The organism is Pseudomonas sp. TWR3-1-1 (genome assembly GCF_049896545.1).
Lineage (GTDB): Bacteria > Pseudomonadota > Gammaproteobacteria > Pseudomonadales > Pseudomonadaceae > Aquipseudomonas > Aquipseudomonas weihenstephanensis.
The window spans coordinates 18,966-42,076 of sequence record NZ_JAFCUO010000012.1 but is presented as its reverse complement, the minus strand read 5'-3'; the positions used below and the strand labels follow the sequence as shown (position 1 = coordinate 42,076).

Annotated in this window: 24 protein-coding genes and 1 pseudogene; 9 read left to right on the top strand and 16 right to left on the bottom strand. The window is 58.2% G+C overall.

Translation table 11 applies throughout. The features are described 5' to 3' along the window. Nucleotides 1-30 precede the first annotated feature (30 nt). The 9 genes from ACP7A4_RS20830 to ACP7A4_RS20790 all read right to left on the bottom strand — a co-directional run bounded on the left by ACP7A4_RS20830 (nucleotide 31) and on the right by ACP7A4_RS20790 (nucleotide 8,766). Nucleotides 31-1,230, bottom strand: a complete 1,200-nt coding sequence (locus ACP7A4_RS20830; protein ID WP_203303623.1) for a TerD family protein — start codon at nucleotides 1,228-1,230, stop codon at nucleotides 31-33. Beyond that, the gene (locus ACP7A4_RS20825) at nucleotides 1,227-1,817 is read right to left on the bottom strand and encodes a TerD family protein (RefSeq protein ID WP_048365961.1); all 591 of its coding nucleotides are present in this window, start codon (nucleotides 1,815-1,817) and stop codon (nucleotides 1,227-1,229) included. Before ACP7A4_RS20825 ends, ACP7A4_RS20830 begins: the two co-directional genes overlap by 4 nt. Before the next feature lie 76 nt (nucleotides 1,818-1,893). Then, nucleotides 1,894-2,568 (bottom strand): HAD family hydrolase, encoded by a 675-nt coding sequence (locus ACP7A4_RS20820; protein ID WP_059762620.1) that lies wholly within the window; start codon nucleotides 2,566-2,568, stop codon nucleotides 1,894-1,896. Beyond that, nucleotides 2,565-3,524: an HpcH/HpaI aldolase/citrate lyase family protein gene (locus ACP7A4_RS20815; RefSeq protein ID WP_048365959.1), complete on the bottom strand. Its 960-nt coding sequence runs from the start codon at nucleotides 3,522-3,524 to the stop codon at nucleotides 2,565-2,567. Before ACP7A4_RS20815 ends, ACP7A4_RS20820 begins: the two co-directional genes overlap by 4 nt. Next, nucleotides 3,524-4,618, bottom strand: coding sequence for a cysteine protease StiP family protein (locus tag ACP7A4_RS20810; protein ID WP_203303625.1), 1,095 nt, complete (start codon nucleotides 4,616-4,618; stop codon nucleotides 3,524-3,526). Before ACP7A4_RS20810 ends, ACP7A4_RS20815 begins: the two co-directional genes overlap by 1 nt. Beyond that, complete coding sequence (locus tag ACP7A4_RS20805; RefSeq protein WP_059762625.1) at nucleotides 4,611-5,369, bottom strand: hypothetical protein; 759 nt, start codon at nucleotides 5,367-5,369, stop codon at nucleotides 4,611-4,613. The genes ACP7A4_RS20810 and ACP7A4_RS20805 overlap by 8 nt, the downstream gene beginning before the upstream one ends. Further along, nucleotides 5,359-6,495 carry a phosphoribosyltransferase domain-containing protein gene (locus tag ACP7A4_RS20800; protein ID WP_426248107.1) on the bottom strand — a complete coding sequence of 379 codons (1,137 nt, stop codon included), beginning with the start codon at nucleotides 6,493-6,495 and terminating at the stop codon, nucleotides 5,359-5,361. Before ACP7A4_RS20800 ends, ACP7A4_RS20805 begins: the two co-directional genes overlap by 11 nt. Nucleotides 6,496-6,571: 76 nt before the next feature. After that, the gene (locus ACP7A4_RS20795) at nucleotides 6,572-7,711 is read right to left on the bottom strand and encodes a trypsin-like peptidase domain-containing protein (protein WP_426248105.1); all 1,140 of its coding nucleotides are present in this window, start codon (nucleotides 7,709-7,711) and stop codon (nucleotides 6,572-6,574) included. Between the two features lie 41 nt (nucleotides 7,712-7,752). Beyond that, nucleotides 7,753-8,766: an ATP-grasp domain-containing protein gene (locus tag ACP7A4_RS20790; RefSeq protein ID WP_426248103.1), complete on the bottom strand. Its 1,014-nt coding sequence runs from the start codon at nucleotides 8,764-8,766 to the stop codon at nucleotides 7,753-7,755. Nucleotides 8,767-9,057: 291 nt separating this feature from the next. Here ACP7A4_RS20790 and ACP7A4_RS20785 point away from each other — a divergent pair, with 291 nt between their 5' ends. The 5 genes from ACP7A4_RS20785 to ACP7A4_RS20765 all read left to right on the top strand — a co-directional run bounded on the left by ACP7A4_RS20785 (nucleotide 9,058) and on the right by ACP7A4_RS20765 (nucleotide 12,261). After that, entirely contained in the window at nucleotides 9,058-9,501 is a 444-nt protein-coding gene (locus ACP7A4_RS20785; protein WP_048402712.1) for a TM2 domain-containing protein, read from the top strand. Between the two features lie 254 nt (nucleotides 9,502-9,755). Further along, nucleotides 9,756-10,262 carry a hypothetical protein gene (locus ACP7A4_RS20780; RefSeq protein ID WP_426248101.1) on the top strand — a complete coding sequence of 169 codons (507 nt, stop codon included), beginning with the start codon at nucleotides 9,756-9,758 and terminating at the stop codon, nucleotides 10,260-10,262. A gap of 233 nt (nucleotides 10,263-10,495) precedes the next feature. Beyond that, a complete protein-coding gene (locus ACP7A4_RS20775) occupies nucleotides 10,496-10,879 on the top strand; it encodes a transcriptional regulator (RefSeq protein ID WP_048365951.1) in 384 nt (127 codons plus the stop codon). An 81-nt stretch (nucleotides 10,880-10,960) separates the two neighbouring features. Then, the gene (locus ACP7A4_RS20770; protein WP_048365950.1) at nucleotides 10,961-11,608 is read left to right on the top strand and encodes a DUF2589 domain-containing protein; all 648 of its coding nucleotides are present in this window, start codon (nucleotides 10,961-10,963) and stop codon (nucleotides 11,606-11,608) included. A 65-nt stretch (nucleotides 11,609-11,673) separates the two neighbouring features. Next, nucleotides 11,674-12,261: a DUF2589 domain-containing protein gene (locus ACP7A4_RS20765; RefSeq protein ID WP_256209752.1), complete on the top strand. Its 588-nt coding sequence runs from the start codon at nucleotides 11,674-11,676 to the stop codon at nucleotides 12,259-12,261. A 5-nt stretch (nucleotides 12,262-12,266) separates the two neighbouring features. Here the strand turns inward: ACP7A4_RS20765 and ACP7A4_RS20760 are convergent, their stop codons facing one another. Then, on the bottom strand, nucleotides 12,267-12,989 hold the full coding sequence (locus ACP7A4_RS20760; protein ID WP_371260625.1) for a histidine phosphatase family protein: 723 nt from the start codon (nucleotides 12,987-12,989) through the stop codon (nucleotides 12,267-12,269). A 347-nt stretch (nucleotides 12,990-13,336) separates the two neighbouring features. Between ACP7A4_RS20760 and ACP7A4_RS20755 the strand changes: the two are divergent. The 3 genes and pseudogenes from ACP7A4_RS20755 to ACP7A4_RS20745 all read left to right on the top strand — a co-directional run. Then, a pseudogene (locus ACP7A4_RS20755) lies at nucleotides 13,337-14,404 on the top strand (methyl-accepting chemotaxis protein); the annotation flags it as partial. Further along, nucleotides 14,396-15,259 (top strand): methyl-accepting chemotaxis protein, encoded by an 864-nt coding sequence (locus ACP7A4_RS20750; RefSeq protein ID WP_426248157.1) that lies wholly within the window; start codon nucleotides 14,396-14,398, stop codon nucleotides 15,257-15,259. The pseudogene ACP7A4_RS20755 and the gene ACP7A4_RS20750, both read left to right, overlap by 9 nt. A 186-nt stretch (nucleotides 15,260-15,445) precedes the next feature. After that, a complete protein-coding gene (locus ACP7A4_RS20745; protein ID WP_059762639.1) occupies nucleotides 15,446-15,826 on the top strand; it encodes a hypothetical protein in 381 nt (126 codons plus the stop codon). Here the strand turns inward: ACP7A4_RS20745 and ACP7A4_RS20740 are convergent, their stop codons facing one another. From ACP7A4_RS20740 to ACP7A4_RS20720, 5 genes are all read right to left on the bottom strand, one after another. Beyond that, nucleotides 15,827-17,272, bottom strand: a complete 1,446-nt coding sequence (locus ACP7A4_RS20740) for a SulP family inorganic anion transporter (protein WP_059762640.1) — start codon at nucleotides 17,270-17,272, stop codon at nucleotides 15,827-15,829. Nucleotides 17,273-17,384: 112 nt separating this feature from the next. Further along, on the bottom strand, nucleotides 17,385-19,052 hold the full coding sequence (ggt, locus tag ACP7A4_RS20735) for a gamma-glutamyltransferase (RefSeq protein WP_048365945.1): 1,668 nt from the start codon (nucleotides 19,050-19,052) through the stop codon (nucleotides 17,385-17,387). Between the two features lie 155 nt (nucleotides 19,053-19,207). Beyond that, nucleotides 19,208-20,101, bottom strand: a complete 894-nt coding sequence (locus ACP7A4_RS20730; protein ID WP_048365944.1) for an NAD-dependent epimerase/dehydratase family protein — start codon at nucleotides 20,099-20,101, stop codon at nucleotides 19,208-19,210. Between the two features lie 115 nt (nucleotides 20,102-20,216). Then, a complete protein-coding gene (locus ACP7A4_RS20725) occupies nucleotides 20,217-21,128 on the bottom strand; it encodes a LysR family transcriptional regulator (RefSeq protein ID WP_048365943.1) in 912 nt (303 codons plus the stop codon). 127 nt (nucleotides 21,129-21,255) lie between these two features. Next, entirely contained in the window at nucleotides 21,256-21,840 is a 585-nt protein-coding gene (locus ACP7A4_RS20720) for an NAD(P)H-dependent oxidoreductase (RefSeq protein ID WP_059762644.1), read from the bottom strand. Between the two features lie 200 nt (nucleotides 21,841-22,040). On the opposite strand from ACP7A4_RS20720, the gene ACP7A4_RS20715 reads away from it, so the two are divergent. Continuing rightward, on the top strand, nucleotides 22,041-22,355 hold the full coding sequence (locus tag ACP7A4_RS20715; protein WP_059762646.1) for a putative quinol monooxygenase: 315 nt from the start codon (nucleotides 22,041-22,043) through the stop codon (nucleotides 22,353-22,355). On the opposite strand, the gene ACP7A4_RS20710 is transcribed toward ACP7A4_RS20715, so the two are convergent. Further along, entirely contained in the window at nucleotides 22,345-23,109 is a 765-nt protein-coding gene (locus tag ACP7A4_RS20710; protein WP_059762648.1) for a sulfite exporter TauE/SafE family protein, read from the bottom strand. The two genes, ACP7A4_RS20715 and ACP7A4_RS20710, sit on opposite strands and share 11 nt — an antisense overlap. Nucleotides 23,110-23,111 lie beyond the last annotated feature (2 nt).

Here is a 23,111-nt window from a genome sequence, read left to right as displayed (position 1 = left end):
TGCATCAGCAGGCGGCCATTCACAGAGCGCTCATTTGGACCCGGCAGACCAGCGCATGCCCCAGCCAAAGGCTTTGTCCATGTCCGAATGCCCTTTGAAGAACTCGACCTTGCGGTTAACCCGCACACTGCCACCGACGTTTTCGAGCAGAGCGATGGCGCACATGCCTTTGCTGCCGCCCTCCTCGCTCAAGCGCACTTCAATGGGCGCTTCGCCCGGAATGTACAACGTGATCACGCCGTCAGTCGCTTGCCAGTTCGGGGCGCCTTCGTAAATGAAGGCATACACCAGCACGCGACGGATCTGACGCCATTCCTTGCCGTTGATGCGCAACCACTCGCCATCACTCACCGAGCCTGTACGGTCGTCGCCCATCAGTTGGATAAATGGCTCGTCACGGAAGTCACCGAACGCATTGCCCAGGGCCTGTACTGCACCTTTTTGGCCATTGGCCATTTCGTAAAGGCAACCCACATCCAGATCGATGCCGCCCGACTTGCCGCGCAGCGAAGCAAAGAAACCACCTGCGCCACTGCTTTGCGAGGTGCGGTTCCAGTTAAGGTTGATTTTGATCTCGCCAAAATCGCCGTCCTTCTTCTCCAGACTGATGGAGGGACGCTGTTTGTCGAGGGTGATCTTCGACAAGTTGATTTTGGACGCCGGCGCAGGTGCGGCTGGCGCTGGAGCAGGCGTTGGCGTTGGCGTTGGCGCAGAAACGGGCGCAGGCGCGGCGATATCAACCCCAAAGTGCTCAGCCAAAGGCGCCAGGCCACCGGCAAAGCCCTGGGCCACACAACGGAATTTCCAGGCGCCCTGGCGACGGTAGAATTCGCCGAGAATCAATGCCGTTTCTTGCATGCCTTGGGTCGGAATCGGCGCTTCGATGCCCCCGCTCACGGATACGTTCAACTGCGGGAACGCTGCAAATTTGGCTTTGTTCTCGTAGATCGTGGCAGTCAACGCGACTTTTTCAATGGCCGGATCAATGGCCTCCAGGTTGAGGCTGAACACCGTACGCCCAGCGGCGGATTCCACCAGTTTGACCGCGCCATTGTTCACGCTTTGCTGGCCGAAGAAGCACATGTCGTTGTCGCCACGCACCTTGCCTGACTCCGCAAGCAGGAATGCCGACACGTCAAGGTCAGCGCCTGCAACCGGGGCATAGCTGATGGTGACGGTTTGGCTGCCCGATGAAACGGACGTATTGGCGCCCGGAGTCAATGTGCTCATGCGCGCACCGCCTGAGCAGCCTCGTTAGCCAGGTCCTGAGCAGTACGGCCATTGGCCACAGTCCCGATTGCGGTCAAATCCCAGCCCGCCGCTGTGCGGCTCAGGTAGGCCATGACCACACCCGTATGCCGGCCTTTATCCGACAGGTTGAAACGCGCCAGCTCTTTGCCTGTCACTTCATCGACGATACGGCAGTAGGCGTTTTCTACCGACTCAAAGTTTTGCCCGGTGAACGAGTTAACCGTAAACACCAGGTGCTTAACACCCGATGGCAATTGCTCAAGATTGACCTGGATCGACTCGTCATCCCCATCACCTTCGCCGGTGCGGTTGTCGCCGGAGTGAACGATAGAGCCATCTTTGGATTTGAGCTCGCGAAACCAGACCAGATCCAACAGCTGTTTGCTGCTGTCGAGCACAATGCAGGAGGCATCGAGGTCGATGGCCGTGTCACTGTTGAGCAACTTGGCAAAAAAACCGCTCGGTTTGACCGGGTCCCAGCCCAGGCCCATGCGGATTTTCTTGAGACCGGTTCCTGCTTCTTTTTCGAGGGAAATGGTTTGGTTCTTGGACAGCGAAATGGCCATGAAGCGTCTCCTTGTCTGCTACGGTGCACAACGTGCTGTTTAACCCAGTTTATTGCCTGTATATGACGAGTCGTGCTTACAGTTCTTCACGCAAGCACACGTCAAGTGGCCGCTTACGGCGCCACAACGCGTGAAATTCACGCCAGTGTGGCTCTTGAGCGGCTCCGAGCATCTGTTCATCGCCCCGGGTGTCACCCCAGGCGCGCAATGTGTATTGGTCCAAAGGCCCGTATTGCGCCTCTAGCCGGATTACTTTTTGTTCGCAACGGCAATTGGTGCCGCTGATCTCACCCGTCAACACGCCATCAACCGATTCCAGCTGAGTGCCGATCAAGCCGATGCCCAGTTTTTTGGCGAAAGGCTTGAGCACTAACTCAGGCGAGGCCGAGCAAATGGTCACCAATGCTTGCGCCTCTTGCTCGCGGGCGACAGATGTTAAGCCCAAAGGCCGCATTAACCGCTGCCACGAAACGTCACAAAATGCTTCGGCGCGTTCCTCTACCCAGGCGACTTTGGCGCCGGTCAGATAAACCGTGATGAGCTTCTCTTTCAAATCGTTGCGAGATATCTGACCCAACAGGTAGCCAAGAGTGGCTGGAATCATGCGCAACAGACGCATGGCGAACAGCCGGTTGCCGAACGCAAAGCGCAAGAACGGCACAAAACTGTCGTGATATGTCAGCGTGCCGTCGAAATCGAACGCGGACAGCACCTGTTTATTTGTAGCCGATTTCTTTAAAACTTCGTTCAACCTACCAATTCAGCCAATCTCAGGCTGCCTCCAAAAGTGTCGGACGGGTTACCACACTCGGTACGAACCCCTTGCCAATGCGCGCGTTCAATCACCGTTTGCGCCCATTTGTAATGCGTCGCCGGCTCGCACATGGCGTCATTGAACTTGAACACCGCAGGCGCCGACTCACTGAGTATTTGGCGTGCGCTGTTCAAATCTTCAAGGGTGACTTGCAGCGCCCTGTGGATAACTGCAATTTGCGACGGGTGGATGGCCGTTTTACCCACAAGCCCGTGCGCCATGTCCAACGCCAGTTCCTGCTCCAGCAAGTACGGCGTATTGAGCTGTTCAAAAACTGGCGCAGTCAACGCAAACCCCGCAGAGCCCATCACCCCGCACAGCATCGGGATCACATAACTCATGGGCGTGCTGTAAAGGGTCATCGCCGGGTTACGGCGCAAGCCCAGGCAACCCATCAGGTCGTTACCACCAATGCGCAGCGCGATAATACGCCCCGGCAATTGTTCCAGCATGGCACTGCGCAGTTCGACCATGGCTCCCGGATCAAACACCTCCGGGGTTTCAAGGGTCGGCATCAGCATCAACTCGCTGCGCGTGACCGCCTGTTGCCATTGGCCGATATTACTCAAGCGCAGTTTGGGCACCACAAAGCCATCGACATGGCGCATCAATGACCAGTCGTTCAGCACCGCCGCCATTTCGGCATCGCGCGGACGCACAAACAGGATCGGCCCGCTGGACGGTCGCCCGCCGCGCGCTTCAATCCCCAGCAACAGATTCTTCAGGTTGGCCAGCGCCTGCTGCACGTCAGTGTCGGCAACAGCGTCTTCAAGGCACACCACCAACGAGCGCAGCCCTTGAATTTTTTCGCCAAACACCACGTCCAGAATATCGGGACGCGTGGCCGGCATATAAAGGGTGGCGCCCAAGGCATAAGCGGAATGTTTGATCATCAGCGAACACTCCTGATTACAGTCACGGCACGGTAAGGCCCCAGCTCGTCACCCACTTCTTCGACGTCAATATTCGCCTGACGGGTGAGGTGCATCAGCAATTGCACATCCTGATCGTCACGGCTGCGTACCAGCACATGGTCAGGAACACGGCGCATTACCGCGCGCGTCGCCTCGGCAATACCCGGTTTGACGCGGTTGGGATTGCTCACCCCAAAGCGCGCCGAGATACGTTCGACCGCGGCCACCGCCGAGTGTTGCAACGCCTGTGCTTGCGCTGGCGTCCACGGTTGCGCCGAGGCTTGGGGCGCCAGCTTGGCGCGCTCGGTTTCGATGCTGTGGATAAACGCTTGCGTCACGTCATGCCCGGCCAAATGCCCATACACCACACAGCCATGCAGCCCGGGCTCTTGCGGCCAAATGGAGCGCGACACCAAACCGGACACGGTAGCCCCCAAAATACCTGACGGTATTAACCAGTCTTCTGCCGACGCCGACAACCACGCACGGCCACATGGATCGGCCAGCACCACCAGGCGCGGGTCAGCCGGGAAACGCGAATCGCCCGCCAGGCTGGTACGGATTTGACCGCTGATCGCCCCTTTGCCGGTCCAACCGTCTACAAACACGATGTTCTCGGCGCCGTGGGCTTTGATAATAGCTTCTAGTGCCACGCTGTCGATGCCACGGTCACGGATGATGCTGATTCCGTAATGCCGTGCGTCGCGACCCTGCTCTACCAGCGCCCGGCGTAACAGCACACCGAGCGGCAGGCCCGCACGCACAAACGACACCAGCGCGATGGAAGGCCCGGTGTAACGCTCATTCAACGCCTGAGCCAGTGCTTGCACATCGCCAGCCATGCGGGCGCCATTTTGCGCCAGCGCCAGCAGGTAAAGGCTTTTATGCGTGTCAGACGGTGGATGCTCCTGACTGATCATCTCGGAGTAATGACGCTGTTGAGTCTGGATCAGGCGCTCTTTTTCCTGCACATCGGTAACTTCAATCTGCATCGCTCGCAGCAGGAAGTGCACGTCATCAGCGGCATAACTGCCGCTGCCCACTGTCTGCAACCCTTCAAACGCGTCACTCATGGTCGACGCTCGCCATTACATGGCTGGCCAGTTGCCCGCGCCGGGGCGTGCCCCACCAATCGCACTCGGCCATAAAGCCCAGGTCGGACACGCTGTCGCCAAAGCCAAGCATTGGGCGCTTGCCGTTGATCGCTTGGTCGCGGCGGATCCACTCGCGCACCGCTTCACGCTTTTGCAGCGCCAGCGGCAGGAACGCCAAATTGTTACCGTTACCGTGGACGTACAAGCCCTCCAGCAGCCCCCGCGCCTTGACCTCGGCCAATACGGTGAGCAGCGCTTCATCGGTTTCGTTGTTGTGCTTGGTGACCACGTAATTGGCCAACCCTTGCTCTTCAACCACCCAACCGCGCAACGAGAAACCCAACTCAGTGCCAATCGCCAGCGTTTGCTCACTCAGTTGACGCAGGCGCGTTTGCTCAAGTGCCAACTGCTCGCACATGCGTGCGTGCCATGCGGCATCCAGCGAACCGTCCGCCGCGAGAATCACGCCACCGTGGGCACACACCGCGCCGTGGGTAAACGGCACTTGCACCCGCTGGTAGGCTTCAATGCTGCGCGCGGTGACCGGTACTACATCCGAGGTCGCCAATAGCCACTCAACGAAGCTCTTTTGCGTCGCGCTCATAAACCCATTGGGCTGACCGTCAACGTCGAGGGTCGCAGTGAAGCGCGGTTCGTCGCCCATTTTGCGGGCGGTCTGGAACAGGGTGTCGTCGAGGTCAACAAACACCAGTGGGCGATTACTTGTCATCAACGATCACCTGCGCATTCAATGCGCTGATCAGCGCCGGGTCGACAGCAGCGGCCGGGGTTTCACTGCAAATCAGCACCCGGTCGAACTGGCCGGGGGCGACGTTATAAAGGAAGTTGGGAATGCCCAGCCCGTAGTTGTCAGAGAACGACAGCGCGTGGTCGATGGCATGGCCCAAGGCAATCGGCGAGCGACTGGTGGAGCTGAAATGCACATCGGCACCGGCTTTTTCCAGGCGTTCGGCCAACAAAAAGGGACGCCATACAAACTCGCTGGTACCCACCACCAAGATGCGTTCACCGGGTGTGACCTCAAGGTCTGGCGCCAGTGTATCGAGGTGTTCGCGCACACCCATGCGCCCCCAGTCGCGATTTGCATCCAGAGGCCAGTCGCCTTGGGCAACGCTGCCCACTTCAGGCATTTCAGGTAGCTCAGCGGTTGGATCTTCGTCGAACGTGTAGCGACCGTCGAGCAACGACACGCTGGTGACGTGTTGACCCAGCTCTTTACGCACGGCATCTTGCGACCAGTCTGTAAGGGTGACAGTGACGAGGCGCTCAATGTTACTCAGCCCGGCCTCGGCCAAGGCTTTGGAGAGGTTGATAAACGTGTTGCCGGTCGAGGCTTCGTCATCCACCAGCACCAGCGAGCGAGCAGTCAGCATCAGTTCGCGGGTTTTCGGGTCTTGCGGCAGGTGCAGCAAGTGCGAACTGGCGTGGCTGTGTTCTTCTTCAAAGCGGGCAAACAGTTCGCTGCCAGTGGGGTGACGGGTGCTGACCAGATAAACACTGTCATCACGGGTCTGGCTCAGCGCGCGGTGTACACCGCCACCCAGGCCGACGGCCGTTTCTGCCATGCCGATCACCAGCACGGGGCCAGGCAAGTCCGAAGGAATGTGTGCCGCAAGGGCGTTGAAACTGTCAGCCATCAACGAAGGACGGGCCGGGATGTGACGACCGAGCACGCGTGACACAAACAAAAAGGCGCGCTTGGGATTACGACGTTCGGCAAAGCTGAAAAGTGCCTGAGGATCAAAGGTCGATGCATTGACCTCAACCACCAGGCGACCGCGCTTAAGGTTTGCGTGCAAAGCCTTGGAGTCGGTCAGGGGGTTACCGCTATTCATTGAAGTTTCATACCTGGAAATACATAAAAGTGAGAGACGATTCGCGACTCAACCGTTTAAAACAAGCGCGAAATCGTTACTGGAGATGGCTGGCGTCTATTCGCCACAAACCCGATTGCGAAGACCGCACCAATTCGGGCGTACTCAATGCGTGTTCGCTGCGTCCTCTCTGAGCGGGAACGCGGGCAGCTTCAAGAAAAGCCAGCAACAGCGCCGTCTTCACGGCAAAGTTCATGTTCTGTGCATCGGCCATGCTTGAGGTGACCAAACCTGCCACCCTGCCGTACTGATCAAACACCGGGCTACCACTGGAGCCCGGTTGAATCGGCGCCGTGAACTGCATGAGGCTGGCATCATCGCGCACACCAAATAGCCCCGATACCACACCTTGGGAGACTTGCACGCCTCCACCCGCCAACCCGGCCAGTGGAAAACCAAGGGTGACCACGCTTTCGCCCAACTCGCTGCCGATGCCTTCACGAAACGTGACAGGCGTGAACGCTGGCGCGCCACTGACCCGCAACAACGCCAGATCATTCTTGCGGTCGACCACCACGACTTCGGCCTTGAAGCGACCGTCGAACGAGTCAATAAACAGATGGTTCAGCCCTTCAATCACATGGGCGCACGTCAAAATATGCTGCGCGCTGACAGCAAAGCCTGTACCGGTCGCGCTCTGCCGCGAGGCACTGTCGTCAGATTCGGTGCTGAGCCGTTGCGGATGCCGGTCATCCAGGCTGATGCCCATGCGCCGGGCAAAGGCGCTCAGACCGTAAGCCGAAGCCTCCGCCAAGGCGCGGATTTTCCATTGATCGCCACGCCGGTACACCTCGGCAATGACCATCGCGCTGTCGCCATAGTCCGCCAGGGTGAGGTCATGTTCGATAGTTTCGTCGGCCTGGAGTTGAAATGAACCCAACTCACGCAGCGGGCCCAGCGCGCCATACACATACAGCACCAGTAACACGCGCTCACAGCTCGCCGGTAATTGATCCAGTGCCAGGCTCAAGCGCGCCACACCGCAGGTGTCGTGCCATTGCATCCAAGGTTGCGGCTGATGGAGCAGCGCAGGCTCGGCGACCGGCTGACGCTTGTCATCCAGCGCCAGCAACGCCAGCCCGGCGTACTCTCCCAAAGCCCCCGCGCGTGCGCAGGTCAGGTTCAGCTCACAGCGCACCGACTTCAGAGGCCCATTGCCTCCCGGCATCAATTTCATCTTCCTTGATTCCTCTGGCCAGTACGCTTAATGAATGGCGCTCACCTTAACAGCTCTTCTTCACGAACCGAAACGGCCACCGTGATGGCTTTGACCTGAATATCCGGGTGCCAAACGCTCACGGGTTCGGGCAGTTTCAGGCGACGGGTGGCGAAGATACCGGGCAAGTTCACACCGGCTTCACGGGTGTAACCCACACCGCCCGAATAACGCAAATTGATCTCCAGCAAATGTGGCGCGCCATGGGCATCATCGCGGGTTTGTACGTTAACGATACCGTCGCACCTGAAATGCTCTGCGGCCTTGATCGCCAGCTCGACGGCAGCGCCGTCGCGCTCGAACGACTGCATTAACCCCTGCTTGCGCCGACCGACGAACGCCACCGCTTTACCTGCTTCGCACACCATGTCCACCGAGCACTCACTGCCCGGCATGTAAGGCATCACCAGCAAAGGCTTGGGCTGTTGTGAACGGCCATAGGCCTGGGCGAAAACACTCAGGTCCACTTCGTGGGAATCGGCGTTGGCGAAGCAGCGAAACGGGTCTACATCCTCGGCCAAACGCCAAAAACCCTGTCCATAAATGCCGTGAGTGGGTTTCACGCAGACGCGGCCGTCACGCGATAACTGCGCGTAGGCACTTTCCAGCTCGGCTTGAGTCTGCACCGTGATCGCAGGGATACAGGCCATGCCTGCGGCCAGCGCTTCACGGGTAAATATCGACTTGTCGTCCACCCGTTCAAAGGTGTCCAGGCTCAACGCGCCGGTGACCAGCACCAACCCTGCGGCTTCGAAGTCTGCACGATGCGCTTCGTAGACATGCCCCACACGGCCCGCCAAAACCACCTGGATGCCGTTGGCGCAGGCCTGCTGGATGACCCAGGCAATCCGCTCTTCGTTGTCCTGCGGCTCGCGCCAGGCCACATCCGCCAACCCGGTGATTTCAGGACGACTTTGGCGGTGCGAGGCAAAAATTTGAACGCCGTCAGGCAACGCCGCTCGGGCGCCGGCAATCACATCACGTTGGCTGGATTGCCCTTCAAGAAACCAGATCATGGACATCCCTTGGTACAGGTAGAGGAGAGACACGCTAAGCGCGGGATTCTACGCCAGGCCCTGTCAATTTAAACGCATCTAAACAGTACTATTGAAATGCCACTATCGCGCGTGCTCCAATTGCCGCCCATTTTGAAACATTCGGCATTAATTGGCTTTGACCGGCTCGTTTGCGGTCGCCGATTCGATTGAACGTGTTTCACGTTTAAGTCCGCCGGTTACACCCCAAAGACTTCGCAGCAACTCATCTATCTACCCCTCACTCAGCGAGGGGAAAACAAGGAGCAGTACATGAAAGGCAAGGTTCTTGAGTTCAACTCTACGAGTCGTACCGGCACCATCTCGGCGGATGACGGCAATCGTTATTCGTTCAGCGTTGATCAGTGGAAAAGCGCAGTACTGCCAAAGGCTGGCAGCCGTGTAGATTTCTCCACCAATGGCAGCAACGCTGAAGCGATCTTCCAGGACGGCCCGGCCACCTCCGGCAACTCGAAAAAAATTCCGGCGGCGTTGCTGGCGTTTTTCCTGGGTGCCTTTGGCGCGCACAAGTTCTACCTGGGCTACAACGCTCAAGGCATCATCATGCTGCTGGTGTTCCTGTTCGGCTTCATTCTGCTGGGCGTGCCATCGATGATCATCGGCCTGATCGCCTTCATCGAATTCATCATCTACCTGACCAAGACCGACGAAGACTTCGAACAGACTTACGTGGTTGGCCGCAAGCCTTGGTTCTAAGCAACCGCTGCGCATAACCGCCGTCAGGCTGTGTCCGGACGCAAAACGGGCGTGAACTCTGAGCAGGCGTTTGATCTCAAACATCGCCTTATCGGACTTTACGACGACGTTGTTGCCGCACGCAGCCTGCACCATCGGCTACGGCATCTGCCACAACCCTGATCCACGGCAATAGAACCCGACTTGGCATGGCCGATCACAGGGTTTTGGCTACGCTCCTCTGACAATGTTTTCTACACGTCAAGGAACCCGCCATGACCATTACCGTGACCAGTAAAACCCTGAACGACTATGACGCCCATTTGGCTGTGAACACGACCACTGCCTATTTGCGTCAATCGGACCTGGCCTACTATTTGATTGACCAGCTCGAAAAACAAAAACTCAAGCTCACCCTTGAAGTCAGCTCTGACCCGGCCTACGCCAATAAAGATACGTCCCGTGACGGCACCCTGGTGTGGAGCCTGCTGAGCGATAGCTTGATCAGCGCTGAAGCGAGTGATGTATCGACGCTGCTCAGCCGCACCCCCCAAACGCAAAAACCGTACATCGCCAGCCACCTGAACCTGCTGCACCTGCTCGCCCTCGCCTGCCAACAACTCAATGATCAACTCAACTTTCGTGATGCCGATGCGACGTGGCCGTGGCTGGACGAAAAGACGTTGAGCGCCACTGATATCGACAATGTTGTGGCCCGCGAGCTGAGCGATAAAGCCTTTCCAGATGGGCAAAACTGGGATCGCTTGCTGACACGCAAATAAGCCGTCCTGTCACCGCCCGACCGCAATGGCCGGGCGATAACGCTGACGTTCACACCCCCGCCCGAGATGACGTTTGCCTTGATAGCTAGGGGAAAACGCAGTGAAGCGCTCAGGCTTCGCCCTAGATCACTTGGTAATAATTCCTATCTGTAAGGGGTGCATTTCCTACTTATACCGAGGTGGCACGCGTCCTTAGTATCCAAATGGACACTTAAGATTCCAAGGACCGAACAATGGACGTCAACGACCTCAACCTGGTCAACATTCGCCAACTGCCTCATTCGCTGCAAGCGCTGATCGACTGCGTGGGCCTTGAGCATGCGTACACCCTGACCTGCGCGTTTGGTGGCAGGCCCAAGTACATCCCCAAACACCCGGAACGCACCTCGCTGTCGCAAATCTTGCCCCCCGATGCGCTCGGCGCGCTGATCAAGCGTTTCGCCGGGCTGGCGCTGGAAATCCCCAAGGCCGATCACTTCTGCCGCCAGATCCGCAATCAACACATTCAGCAGGAAACCTGTGAGGGCTTGTCACGCAGCGTACTGGCGGACAAGTACGGTTTGAGCCTGCGCCAGATCGGCAATATTCGCCGCCTCGAAACCTCGATTGCGAGGTAATCGGTTCCCGCTGAACGGCCCTCGGCCGGCCCCCTAGAGTGACATTGCGCACCCTCGCGCAGCTCAATACGGAGATTGACCATGTCACAAATCGATTCGGGCCTCATCGGCTCAGTGATCAACGCCCTGCCGCTGGACCGTATGATCGCCGGACCTTTGCAGGCCATGATTCAGGCACAAGTGCAGGCCAGTAAATCCTATGCCGACTTCCTCATGGGTGTGTGCATTCAGGATGGCAAAGCGGTTTCGGTGCAGTTTGACTACGACGAAACGCTGGTAGACGACCAAGGCGTCTACAAGGGGACCGTCACCAAGCAGATGCGCATTCCGCTGCTCGCGGCCATCAGCCACCCGAACATCACCATTGAAGAGGGCAATATCGACTTCGAGCTGACCATCAGTCAGCAAGCCGAAAGCACCCGCGAAACCAGTGGCGAAGGCAGTTTTGCCGCGTCGATGGGCTGGGGCCCGTTCAATGTGTCGATCAAAGGCTCGGCCAGCCATAAGTCGTCGCAAACCCGCAAAACCGATACCCGCGCACGCTATGCCATCAGCACCAAAGTGGTACGCCAAGACCCGCCTGAAGCCCTGATGCGTGTGATCGACTTCCTCACCGATGCCGCCACCAAGCCCATCGTGATGCCGAACGCGACCGCGCAACACCTTGATGCGCTGCCCACCGCAGGCGTATTGCCAGCGCCAGGCAGCGCCACCCACGATCCGGCCTGACCCTCCTCGACCTGACCCCGTCCGTGACGACGGGGTTACTCACCCCACACCAAGGAGTGTGAAACATGGCGCTTTTCAATCGCCAAAAAGACCCGCTGGCGTTGCCCGACCGGCGCAAGACGCCAATGACGGCCTGCGACCTGAGCAGCATTACCCGCGGCTTGCAGCAAGCCGCGGCCGCCACGCAAAACCTGGTGGCGCAGCAATACATAAAACTGTTCGACCAGTTTTTCGACTACGACATTGATGATTTGCAAACCCCCATGAAAGCCAAAATGGTGGCCGTCGCGCTCGACGAGCAGCACACCATGCGCGTGCCGCTGGTCACCCTGGTGGCACCGCGCGGGTTGGCACTGGAGGTCATGAAAGTCGACCTGTCGGTGCGCATGCACGCCACCGAACAACAGAAGGCCAGCCATGCGCTGGAGAACGGCGAACTCGATTGCGCGCAGTTCTTTGTGACATTCGGCTGTGAGAAGAACGACGTGCACACGCGTAAAACCGATGAGATGCAAATCAGCATGGAGTTTCGCGCGTGCGAGCCGCCAGAGGCGATTCACCGCATGATCGAGGAATACACCCAACTGATCAGCCCGGTGCGCAATGATGACTCACGCCTGAAAACACCCGCCACCCCCTTGAATGAACCGTGAGGGCATCAGAGGTGGGGCATGTCTGCCTCTTCGTGAACGCTCGCCACTTGCGCCGGCAAGACCTTTTTCCAGTCCTGGGTTTCGATAAAACCCAACATCTGCGGTGGCGTGTTTGTCCCCGGCGCATTGATAAATAACGAGGCGCCGTAACTGAAAGTCGTGTCGGTGGCCACGTGCATCGACTTCTCTAACTGATCCATGCACTCGCTGTGGGTCACCAGTATCAGATTGCGCCCCGCCACCTTGTGCTTGAGCGCATCGCGCAGCATGGAGCCACGACAATTGAACAGCCAGTCCTGCGGCTGCACGGGCCGCTCAAACATAAAGTCGGCTGTTTGCCGGGCGCGGGTCAGCAGGCTGCTGTAAACGTCGACACTCTGTAGCCCCAGGTGCTGAAAGTCGGCACCGAGCCGGCGGGCGGTGCTGGTTGCGCGCAGGGTCACGCCATCCACCGGTCCCAGGCACGCCGCGCGTGAGCGGTCGCAACGCTCAACATGGCGCACCAAAGCAATCACATCGCCCCGTGCCCAACTCTCAGTCAGTGTCTGCAAACGGTCGAGATGACGCGGCTGCGCCAGGTTCGGCGCCGAGGCGGGTGCCAGCAGTTGCACGGTCAGCGCAATTGCCAACACGCTGGCGGCCAGCACCACCAGAGCATTCCTGTAACGCGCCAGCACGCTGCGCAGCGCTGAACCTTTAACGCCGGTAAGGCCGAAACTTAACGTCACGATACACATGCCCCTGTACGAGTCGGTGAACGAATGAGGTCGAAAAGCCGTGTGTGCGAGGCAGATCCTTGCACGCGGCAGCCATCACCCGACTGAACAGAAGTCTAAAAACTGCGACGTAAGTGATCAGTGAAACGAATGTGAAAAAAAACGTGATCGCCTATTCGCGCCGACCCAAAAAAGCACAATGTTTATAAGGTTGTTTACCGTTTATCGAGCTGTTTAAAAAACCGTTTCAGCTCTGCAACTGCCCGCCGATACAGCCCAATACACCTTCTGCTGGGCCAGAATAAAAAGACTCTCCAGCGAAATCTCGATCAAGTAGCGAACGGTTCCTGGAGGAACAGATGAATAGCTGGCTGAGCAACATCAGCGTGAACATGAAACTGGCACTGGGCTTTGGCCTGGTGCTGGCCCTGACTTTATTAATGGCAATCAGCGACTGGCTCAGCCTGGACAAACTGATCGACCGCAGTAACTGGATGAGTGACATCACGCGCCTCAACGGCTCGCTGACCAACCTGCGCGTTGCACGTTTGCAATACATGCTGACCGATGGCGACGAGACCGCCGCGCAAAACGTACAGAACACACTGGACGCGTTTGTGGCGCAGCAAAAGCTGCTGATCGCCTCGTTCAAAAGCCCGGAAAACCTCAAGCTGCTCAACGAACAGCACGACATCATCAACAAATACCAATCCGCGCTGGTGACCATGCGCAAGGCGTATGTCGAGTCCGCTGTCTCACGCGACAACATGGACCACAGCTCCAAAGTCGCCCGCGATGCGATGGACGTGCTCAAAACCCGCGTGATGCAAAGCGCGCCCGGTGATGAAGGGCGCTTTGAACAACTGAGTACGTTGACCGCCGTCCGTGAGCAGTTCTTGCTGGCGCGCTACCAGGTGCGTGCCTACATTGCCGCCCAAACGGTTGCCAATGAACAAGCCGCTCGCCAACAACTGAGCGAGGCCATCGCCAGCCTGAGCGCACTCAATACCCACTTCAGCGCCAGCGCACCTGACACCTTGCGCACGCTGGATGGCGCCCTGGAGCAATACAAACAGGCGTTGCAGGTCTACGCCGACACAGACAAAACCATCACCGACATGCGTAAGGAAATGACCGACTACGGCTCGGGCATCCTCAGCCGCAGTGATGAGCTGTACAAAATCCAGCTCGAACGTCGCGACAACGAAAGCGCCAGCGCCAACACCATTCAATTGATCAGCACCCTGCTTGTGTTGCTATTTGGTATCTGTGCAGCGGTGGTCATTACTCGCCAGATCACCCGTCCGCTGCGTGAAACCCTGGACGTGGTCGAGCGCATTGCCGCCGGTGACCTGAGCCAGAACCTGCGCATTACGCGCCGCGATGATTTGGGTGTGTTGCAACAAGGCATCGCACGCATGGGCACTACCCTGCGCGAGTTGATTGGCGGTATCCGCGATGGCGTGACGCAAATTGCCAGCGCCGCCGAAGAACTGTCGGCGGTCACCGAACAGACCAGCGCCGGGGTCAACAACCAAAAGATCGAGACCGATCAAGTGGCCACCGCGATGCACGAAATGACCGCTACCGTGCAGGAAGTGGCGCGCAACGCTGAAGACGCCTCGCAAGCCGCAGCGGCTGCCGATGGCGAAGCCCGTGAGGGTGATCGGGTGGTGAATCAGGCCATTGATCAAATCGAGCGCCTGGCGGTTGAGGTCGCTCGCTCAACCGAAGCGATGGCAGTGCTGCAACAAGAAAGCGACAAGATCGGCAGCGTCATGGACGTGATCAAAGCTGTGGCCGAACAAACCAACTTGCTGGCGCTCAATGCGGCCATCGAGGCCGCCCGTGCCGGTGAAGCCGGACGCGGGTTTGCGGTAGTGGCCGACGAAGTGCGCGGCCTGGCCCAACGCACGCAAAAATCCACCGAAGAGATTCAAACCCTGGTCGCAGCCCTGCAAAGTGGCACGCAACAGGTGGCCAGCGTGATGAACACCAGCCGTGGCCTGACCGACAGCAGCGTGACCTTGACCCGTCAGGCGGGCACGTCGCTGCAAGGCATCACCCGCACCGTGTCGAATATTCAGTCGATGAACCAGCAAATTGCCGCCGCTGCCGAACAGCAAAGCGCCGTGGCCGAAGAGATCAGCCGCAGCATCATCAACGTGCGCGACGTGTCCGAGCAAACAGCGGCTGCAAGCGATGAGACGGCCAAGTCCAGTGTTGAATTGGCACGCTTGGGCAACCAGCTGCAAATGATGGTGAGCCACTTCAAGATCTGACCTGCGCCAACGGCTACGTACTGAAAGGTTTGAGTGAATTCTAAAAAATGGCGGCCGTGAGTGAAGGCACTCACGGTGGCCTAAACGCTACAGTCCTGACCCGTTTATTTTCCTGAAAATGCGCTGAAACAGCTGATCCAGACAGGTCGCTGTTACAGCGCAGGCCCAGGCTTGAGTAGGTTGAGAATGCGTTTGAAAGTGGTTGGCTGGATCAGTGCGTTGTGTGTGTTGCTTACCTTGCAGGGCTGTGGCCCTAGCGTCTCTTACGTGTACTCGCCGCCACCGGATGTGGCGGGCAAATACTGTATCAACTCCTGCTCCAGCCAAAAAAGTCAGTGCAAGACGATGGCGCAAATGCAGTCACAGAGCCAACGTGCGGTCCACGATGCGCAGTTGACGGCCTATAACTACTGTCGCCAGAACGGCGATAAAAAACAGCGCAAACTGTGCAGCTACCCATCACCGAGCTACCACTACGGCGGCTTTGGTGACACCTGCGGCGAAGACTATCAAACCTGCTACCAGAACTGTGGTGGCACTATTCGCCGCGTGGTTCACGAGAATTGATCAGACCGCTTGGACGCGGGCGCGCTTGAGCAGTTTTTTGCAGCGCTCGGATAAATGCAGCACGCGCAAGTGCTTGCCCGCCTTGGCGTAGCGCTCGCGCAGGGTGACCAGCGCGGCAATCGCCGAGTAGTCGACAAAGCTCAGGTGCTGGCAATCGAGCGTCACCTGGGCCGGGTCGTTAGCCGGGTCGAACTGATTCAAAAAAGGGGTGGTGGAGGCAAAAAACAGCGTGCCATGCACGCGGTACAGCTTGCTGCCATCGCTTTCAAGAGACGTGTCGGCGTACAGCTGTCGCGCTTGTTGCCAGGCAAAGTTCAGGGCGGCAATGATGATGCCGCACATCACCGCAAAGGCCAGGTCGGTAAATACCGTAATCACCGTCACGGCGACGATCACCAGCACATCGTTGAGCGGCACTTTGTTCAGTACCCGCAACGAGGCCCAGGCGAAGGTTTGTTGAGCCACCACAAACATCACGCCCACCAGCGCGGCCAGCGGGATACGCTCGATATACGGCGACAGAAACAACACGAACAACACGATCATAATCCCTGCGACCACACCAGACAGTCGGCCACGCCCACCGGAGCTGAGGTTGACCACGGTCTGCCCGATCATCGCGCAGCCGCCCATGCCACCGAACGCACCCGAGACCATGTTCGCGGCACCCAACGCCACGCATTCGCGGTCCGGGTAGCCACGGCTTTCGGTGATCTCATCCGTCAGGTTGAGAGTGAGCAAGGTTTCCAGCAGACCGACCATCGCCATCAAGAACGCGTAAGGCGCGATGATGCGCAAGGTTTCTAGTGTCCATGGAATGTCCGGCAGGCTGAAGGTCGGCAGGCCGCCAGCGATGTGCGCCATGTCACCCAGCGTGCGTGTCGGCAGCCCCAAAAAATACACCGCAAGGCCCACGCTCAAAATCGCCACCAGGGCGGCGGGCGCCATTTTGGTCAGGCGCGGCAGCAAATACACAATCGCCATTGTCAGCGCCACCAGTCCCGCCATTACATACAACGGCGTACCGGTGAGCCACTGCTCGCCATTTTTGAAATGCTCCAATTGCGCCATTGCAATGATGATCGCCAAACCGTTCACAAACCCCAGCATCACCGGGTGCGGCACCATGCGCACCAGTTTGCCGAGTTTGAGCAAGCCGAACGCCATCATGATCAAACCGCCCAGCACCACAGTGGCGAGGAAATACTGCACGCCGTGCTGCACCACCAGCGCGACGATGACCACCGCCATCGACCCGGCCGCACCGGAGACCATGCCCGGCCGCCCGCCAAAGAGCGCGGTCAGGGTACAAATGATGAAAGCGCCATACAGGCCCATCAACGGGTTGAGGTGGGCCACCAGCGCAAAAGCAATGCACTCGGGCAACAAGGCAAAGGACGTCGTAAGTCCGGCCAGAACATCGGCGCGCACACGGGAGAGTTTCATGGAGTACCTAAAATCGGGGCTAACAGAAGGGAACAGCAGAAACAGATAGTAACAAACTGGCAAGGACAGTAGGAGCTGCCGAAGGCTGCGGCAGCGCCTACAGGTTTGGGGTTTATTTCACCACTTTGCCTACGCCGCGCCCGCGTGGGTCGGAGGCGGTTTCAAGTTGAGTGCCATTCACGCGGATCGCTTGAATGTCACCCATGTTCCAGCCCTGATCTTCCAGGGTGTAGCCCATGGCTTTGAGCTCGTCGGCCACTTTGCCGGTGATCGGCGCGTAAGCGTCATAGTAGATCGTGTCTTTAGGCAGCAACTGGTGATGCACACGCTGGGCAGCCACGGCTTTTTCCAGCGGCAGGTTGTAGTCATAAATGTTGTTCAACACCTGAAAGATCGAGGTGAAGATGCGCGAACCACCCGGCGTGCCGAGCACCAGCGTCACTGCGCCGTCACGTGTGACCAGGCTTGGACTCATGGATGACAGCATGCGCTTGCCCGGCTCGATGGCGTTGGCATTGCCGCCCACTACGCCGAACGAGTTGGCCACGCCCGGTTTGGAGCTGAAGTCGTCCATTTCATCGTTGAGCAAGAAGCCTGCGCCTTTTACCACTACGCCACTGCCGTAATCCCAGTTCAGGGTGTAGGTGTTGCTCACGGCGTTGCCGTCTTTATCGACGATGGAAAAGTGCGTGGTCTGATGCGGTTCCAGGCCCGGCTTGACCTTTTCTGTCGCCGAAATGGCGGTGGGATTGACCTCTTTCGCACGCTTGGCGATGTACGCCGGGTCGGTTAACTCTGCCACCGGCATCTTGCCGAAAGCCGGGTCGCCCAAGTAATCGGCGCGGTCGGCAAACACGCGTTTTTCAATTTCAGCCAGCAGGTGAATATAAGGCGCGGAGTTCAGCTCCACGCCTTTGAAGTCGGCGGCACGGTCTTCTTTGATGCCGATCAGTTGCGCCAGCGCGATCCCGCCCGAACTCGGCAGCGGCGCGGTGTACAGCGTGTTGCCACGGAAGTCGACACGCATCGGCTCACGCCAGTTGACCTTGTAATCGTTCAGGTCCTGCTTAGTGATCAGACCTTTGTCTTGCTGCATTTGCGCGATCAGCAGGTCAGCGGTTTTGCCGTGATAAAACTCTTTGGCACCCTGGTCGGCAATGCGCTCAAGGGTCTGGGCCAGTTCTGGCTGTTTGAAGGTTTCGCCCGGTTTCATGGTGCCGAAATAGTCAGCAAAGTTGGTCGTGCCGTTGAACAGTTTCAAGGCATCTTCGCGGTACTGGTATTGCTTGTCGGCGACCTTGAAGCCGTTTTTCGCGTAACCCACGGCCGGGGTCAGCAGCTCAGACCACGGCAATTTGCCGAAGCGCTGGTGCGCTTCCCACAGGCCCATCACCGTGCCCGGCACTCCCGCGGCGCGTGAACCTACCAGGCTCAGGTTTTCAATGATTTCGCCTTTGTCATTCAGGTACATGTCGCGGCTAGCCGCTAGCGGAGCCGTTTCGCGGTAGTCGAGAAAGTAAGGTTTGCCGTCGATGAACAAGGTCATAAACCCCCCGCCACCGATGTTGCCGGCTTCGGGATACGTCACGGCCAGGGTGAACGCCGTGGCGACAGCGGCATCGACGGCATTACCGCCTTTTTTAAGAATTTGCGCGGCGACTTCAGCGCCATATTGATCCGGCGCAGCAACGGCACCGCCTTCCAGAGTGACGGCAAACGCCGAAGAGCTGGCAGCGATGGCCGCTGTCAACGTCAGGGTTTTGAACCAAACAACACGCATGGGTACTTCCTTTTATTTTTGTAGGACGATGCTGAACATTGTCTGATTTCAGAACCGTTTTCAAACCACAAAATAAAAAATGCGCGAACGCCCACACAACCACTGATGCTGGCGCAGGCTGCGCGGCCTGCGCCAGCGGTGACACGCAATAGGTGTCAAAGCATGTCGTGTTTGATCCATTGCACGACGCTGGTGCGTTCAGGCACCCAACCCAGCAGCTCACGGGCATTTTTACCGCGCACCCGGCTGTTGGAACCCAACCCGTAGTTGGCCATTTCATAGCCCCATTCGGCTTCAGCGTCAGCCAATGGCCAGTCGTGGGCCTGACCCAGACCCAACGTTTGGGCGATGGCGTCGCTCATGTCGGCAAACGCCGCTTCGCCGCTCTCGACAAAGTAGAACGTACCGGCCGGATTTTTCGTAAGCGCCAACAAGTACAAGGCCACCACGTCTTCGATGTGCACGTTGGACCAAATATTTTGCCCGGTGCCGACGTGGCGCACGATCCCGCTTTTACGCGCCTGTTTAAGCAAGCGCGGCAATTGCACGCTGTCGCGCTTCACGCCCAGGCTGTGGCCGTAAATCAAGGTGTTGCAGATCACCGCCGAGCGCACGTTGTCGTGGGCCGCCGCCAGCACCAGGTTGTCAATCGCGACCCGTGCAGCCTTGTCCACGGTGGGTTCGGGCAACTGCCCTTCGTAATAGATCACGTCGCTGGCTTTGCCGCCCGACGCATCGCCCACGATGCTGGAGCCGCTGGTGTGCAAAAACACTTTGCCGCTGCCGCGTAACGCATCGAGCAAGGCTTGAACCGCACCCCGGTGGTCACTGCTGGCGGCGTTGATCACCGCATCGGCCTGCTGGGCCTGCCGGGCGAGCAACGCGCTGTCATCAAGCGCGCCCAGCACCGGGGTGATACCCAGCGCCAGCATGGCCTGTTCTTGATCGGTGCTGCGTACCAGCCCCGTGACTTGATGCCCTGCTTTAACCAACGCAGTGGCAATCGAGCCACCAATGAAACCCGCTGCGCCTGTGACAAAAACCTTCATGGAGAAACTCCCGATTGAATAAGTGATGGCGCCAGTATCAAAGAGCCAGGACGGGCGAAAAAGGCGCCGCGGGCCAATTCAATCTTGCGCACAGATCACGAATCAGGTGCTGGCTTTAGCTTTTGAAGTAAGGGGCTGCATAGCTCGCGAGTTTGGTCTGGATAAAGTCCAGAAAGCATTGAATGCGCAGCGCCAATTGCGAGTTGCGGTAGTACACGGCGTGAATCGGCTGACGGTAGCCACTGTTGAATTCACTCAACACCACCTCTAAGCGTCCGGCATTGATGTCTTCATGCGTCATGAAATGCGACAAGCACGCAATGCCCTGCCCTTGCAGCGCCAGATGGCGCACTGTTTCGCCACTGGAAGCGCTGATGTGTGGCTGGATCGGCCAGCGGTCGCCCTGGGCATAACGCAGTGGCCATTGGTTCAGGCCCTCGTTCTGGGTGAAGCCGATCAAGGTGTGATGCGCCAGGTCTGCAACGCTGCGCGGTGCACCATGAGCTGCGATGTACTCAGGGCTGGCGAGGATGTTCAGCGGGCTGCAACCCAATGAACGGGCATGCAGGGTGGAGTCGGCCAGCGTGCCGATGCGAATGGCGATGTCGGTGCTTTGTTCCAGCAGATCAATGATCAGATCGTTGCTGTTTAGCTCCAACTGAATGTCCGGGTACAGCGCCCGGAATTCGCGGATGTACGGCACGATGGCGTGCAGCATGAAGGGCGAAGCCGCATTGATGCGCAAACGCCCCGAAGGCGTGCGCTGGTGCGAAATCAGCCGCTCTTCCAGTTCATCCATCTGCTCAAGAATCAGCTTGGCCTGTTCGAAGAAGAACTTGCCCTCCTCGGTCAGGTCCATGCGCCGCGTGGTGCGGTTGATCAGCGTGGTTTCAAGCTTGGCTTCGAGCCGCGACAGCGTACGGCTGACGGCCGAAGGCGTTTGCCCGGCCTGCTCGGCAGCGGCCGAAATGGAGCCGCACTCAATCACCGACACAAAGGTTTGCAGCTCATCAGATCTGGCTTTCACATCGGCCCCTCATTGGATAGCCAATGATTGTAGTCGCTGGCGAGCCGCACGAGGCTGCGGGCTTTATTTCCAGGTGCCACCCCTACGCGTGGCAACACCCGATCGCAGCCTCGTGCCCGGGCAGCGATCAGGAAGCAAACACTTCAGTCAAATGCTGCTCGTAGCGTGCGGCATCCACCTCAGGCTGCGGGCGCTTCATCACGTCAACACAGAGGAAGGTCGGCAAGGCGCTCATGCCCAAAAATTCGTTGGCTTTGTGAAACGGGAAGTACACCGCATCGACGCCTTTGCCTTCAAAGAAATCAGCCGGATCGTCAAATGCTTGCTGTGGCGCGTTCCAGGTCAGGGACAACATGTATTTTTTGCCATGTACCAAACCGCCGCTGCCGTAACGCTGGGAGGCGTCGGAACGGGTACGGCCGTCGCTGGCGTAGAGGCTGCCGTGGCCTTCGGTGAACACTTCGTCGATGTATTTTTTAACGATCCAGGGCGCGCCCATCCACCAGCCCGGCATCTGATAAATGATCACGTCAGCCCACAGAAACTTCTGCACTTCTTCGGCCACGTCGTAGCCTTCGTCGATATGGGTCACTTTGACTTCAAAGCCGTGGCGATCAAAAAACGCCAGCGCCGTGTCATGCATGGTCAGGTTGTAACGACCGTCCGAATGCGCAAATTTTTTAGCGCCGTTAAGCAGGAGTATTTTTTTCATCATCAGCCTCGTCAGGAATTAACCCTCTGCGCTGTTGAGCGGCGTTGGGTGTTAAACGTTTAAAAGTGACCGCCACACTATCGAGCCTCTCCTTTAGGAAACACCCGTGCCTGAGCAAATGACATTTGCTCTAAAAGCACGAATACCAGCTCGATTGTTGCCGTAGCCTTTTAAAACCACTGATGAGAGGAGCCAACCTGATGAGTTCATTGCACGGATTTATTCTGCACGCCTACACCAAACCCGAGAAATCCGACGACTTTGAAGCGCTGTTTCGCTCATATGTTGCGCCAAGTCGCCTTGAACCGGGCTGCATCGAATACCACATGCTGCGCGATCAGCAAGACCCGAGCCTGTTCATCTTTTACGAGATCTGGCAATCACGCGAACACCTCGCCGTGCACGAAAACCTGCCCCACATGAAGCAGTTTTTCGAGACCCGCATGGACTACCTCGCCCGCGACTTTGAAGTGCGCATGATCGACATGCTCAGCCCGTCTTGCGCTAACCGCTGATCAACAGGTGGGTGCCCAACAGCGCCATGCCGATAAAGAACACCCGCTTGAACAGCGTGGCACTCACGCGTTGACGCAAGCATTGCCCCAGCCACATGCCCGCCATGGCAGGCAACAGCGCCAGCAACGACGCAGTCAGCTCACCGCCTCCCAGGCCGCCGCGCCCATAAAGCCCGGCAGCCAGAGCCAATGTGGAGACGCTAAAGGACAATCCCAAGGCTTGCACCAGCTGATTCTTACTCAGCCCCAATGCTTGCAAATACGGCACCGCCGGGATCACAAACACGCCGGTGGCCGAGGTGATAAGGCCCGTGACTACCCCGCAGAGCGGCCCAAGCCAAGCTTCATGGGCGAGCGGCACGCGCAAGGCAGGCAACAGCAATCCGCTGAGCGCATACAGCAGTAACGCTGCGCCCAAGGCCCGGACCACCCCGCTGCCGCCATCGACGCTGAGCCACAGCATGCCGAAGCCAGTGCCCGCGAAAATGCCCACCTGCATCGGCCACAAGCGCTTGATCAGCCCCCGCAACTCCCCGCCTGCGGCCAATTGCCAAGTATTGGTCACAAGCGACGGGATGATCAGTAACGCCGCAGCCTGTGGCGGTGCAATAGCCAAACCCAGCATCCCCATCGCGACCGTTGGCAAGCCCAGACCGATCATGCCTTTGACCGTGCCCGCCAGTAAAAAGGTGACCATCACCAGCAATGACAAGGCCCAGCCCAGCGTTTGGTAAAACTCGATTAATGTTTTCATGG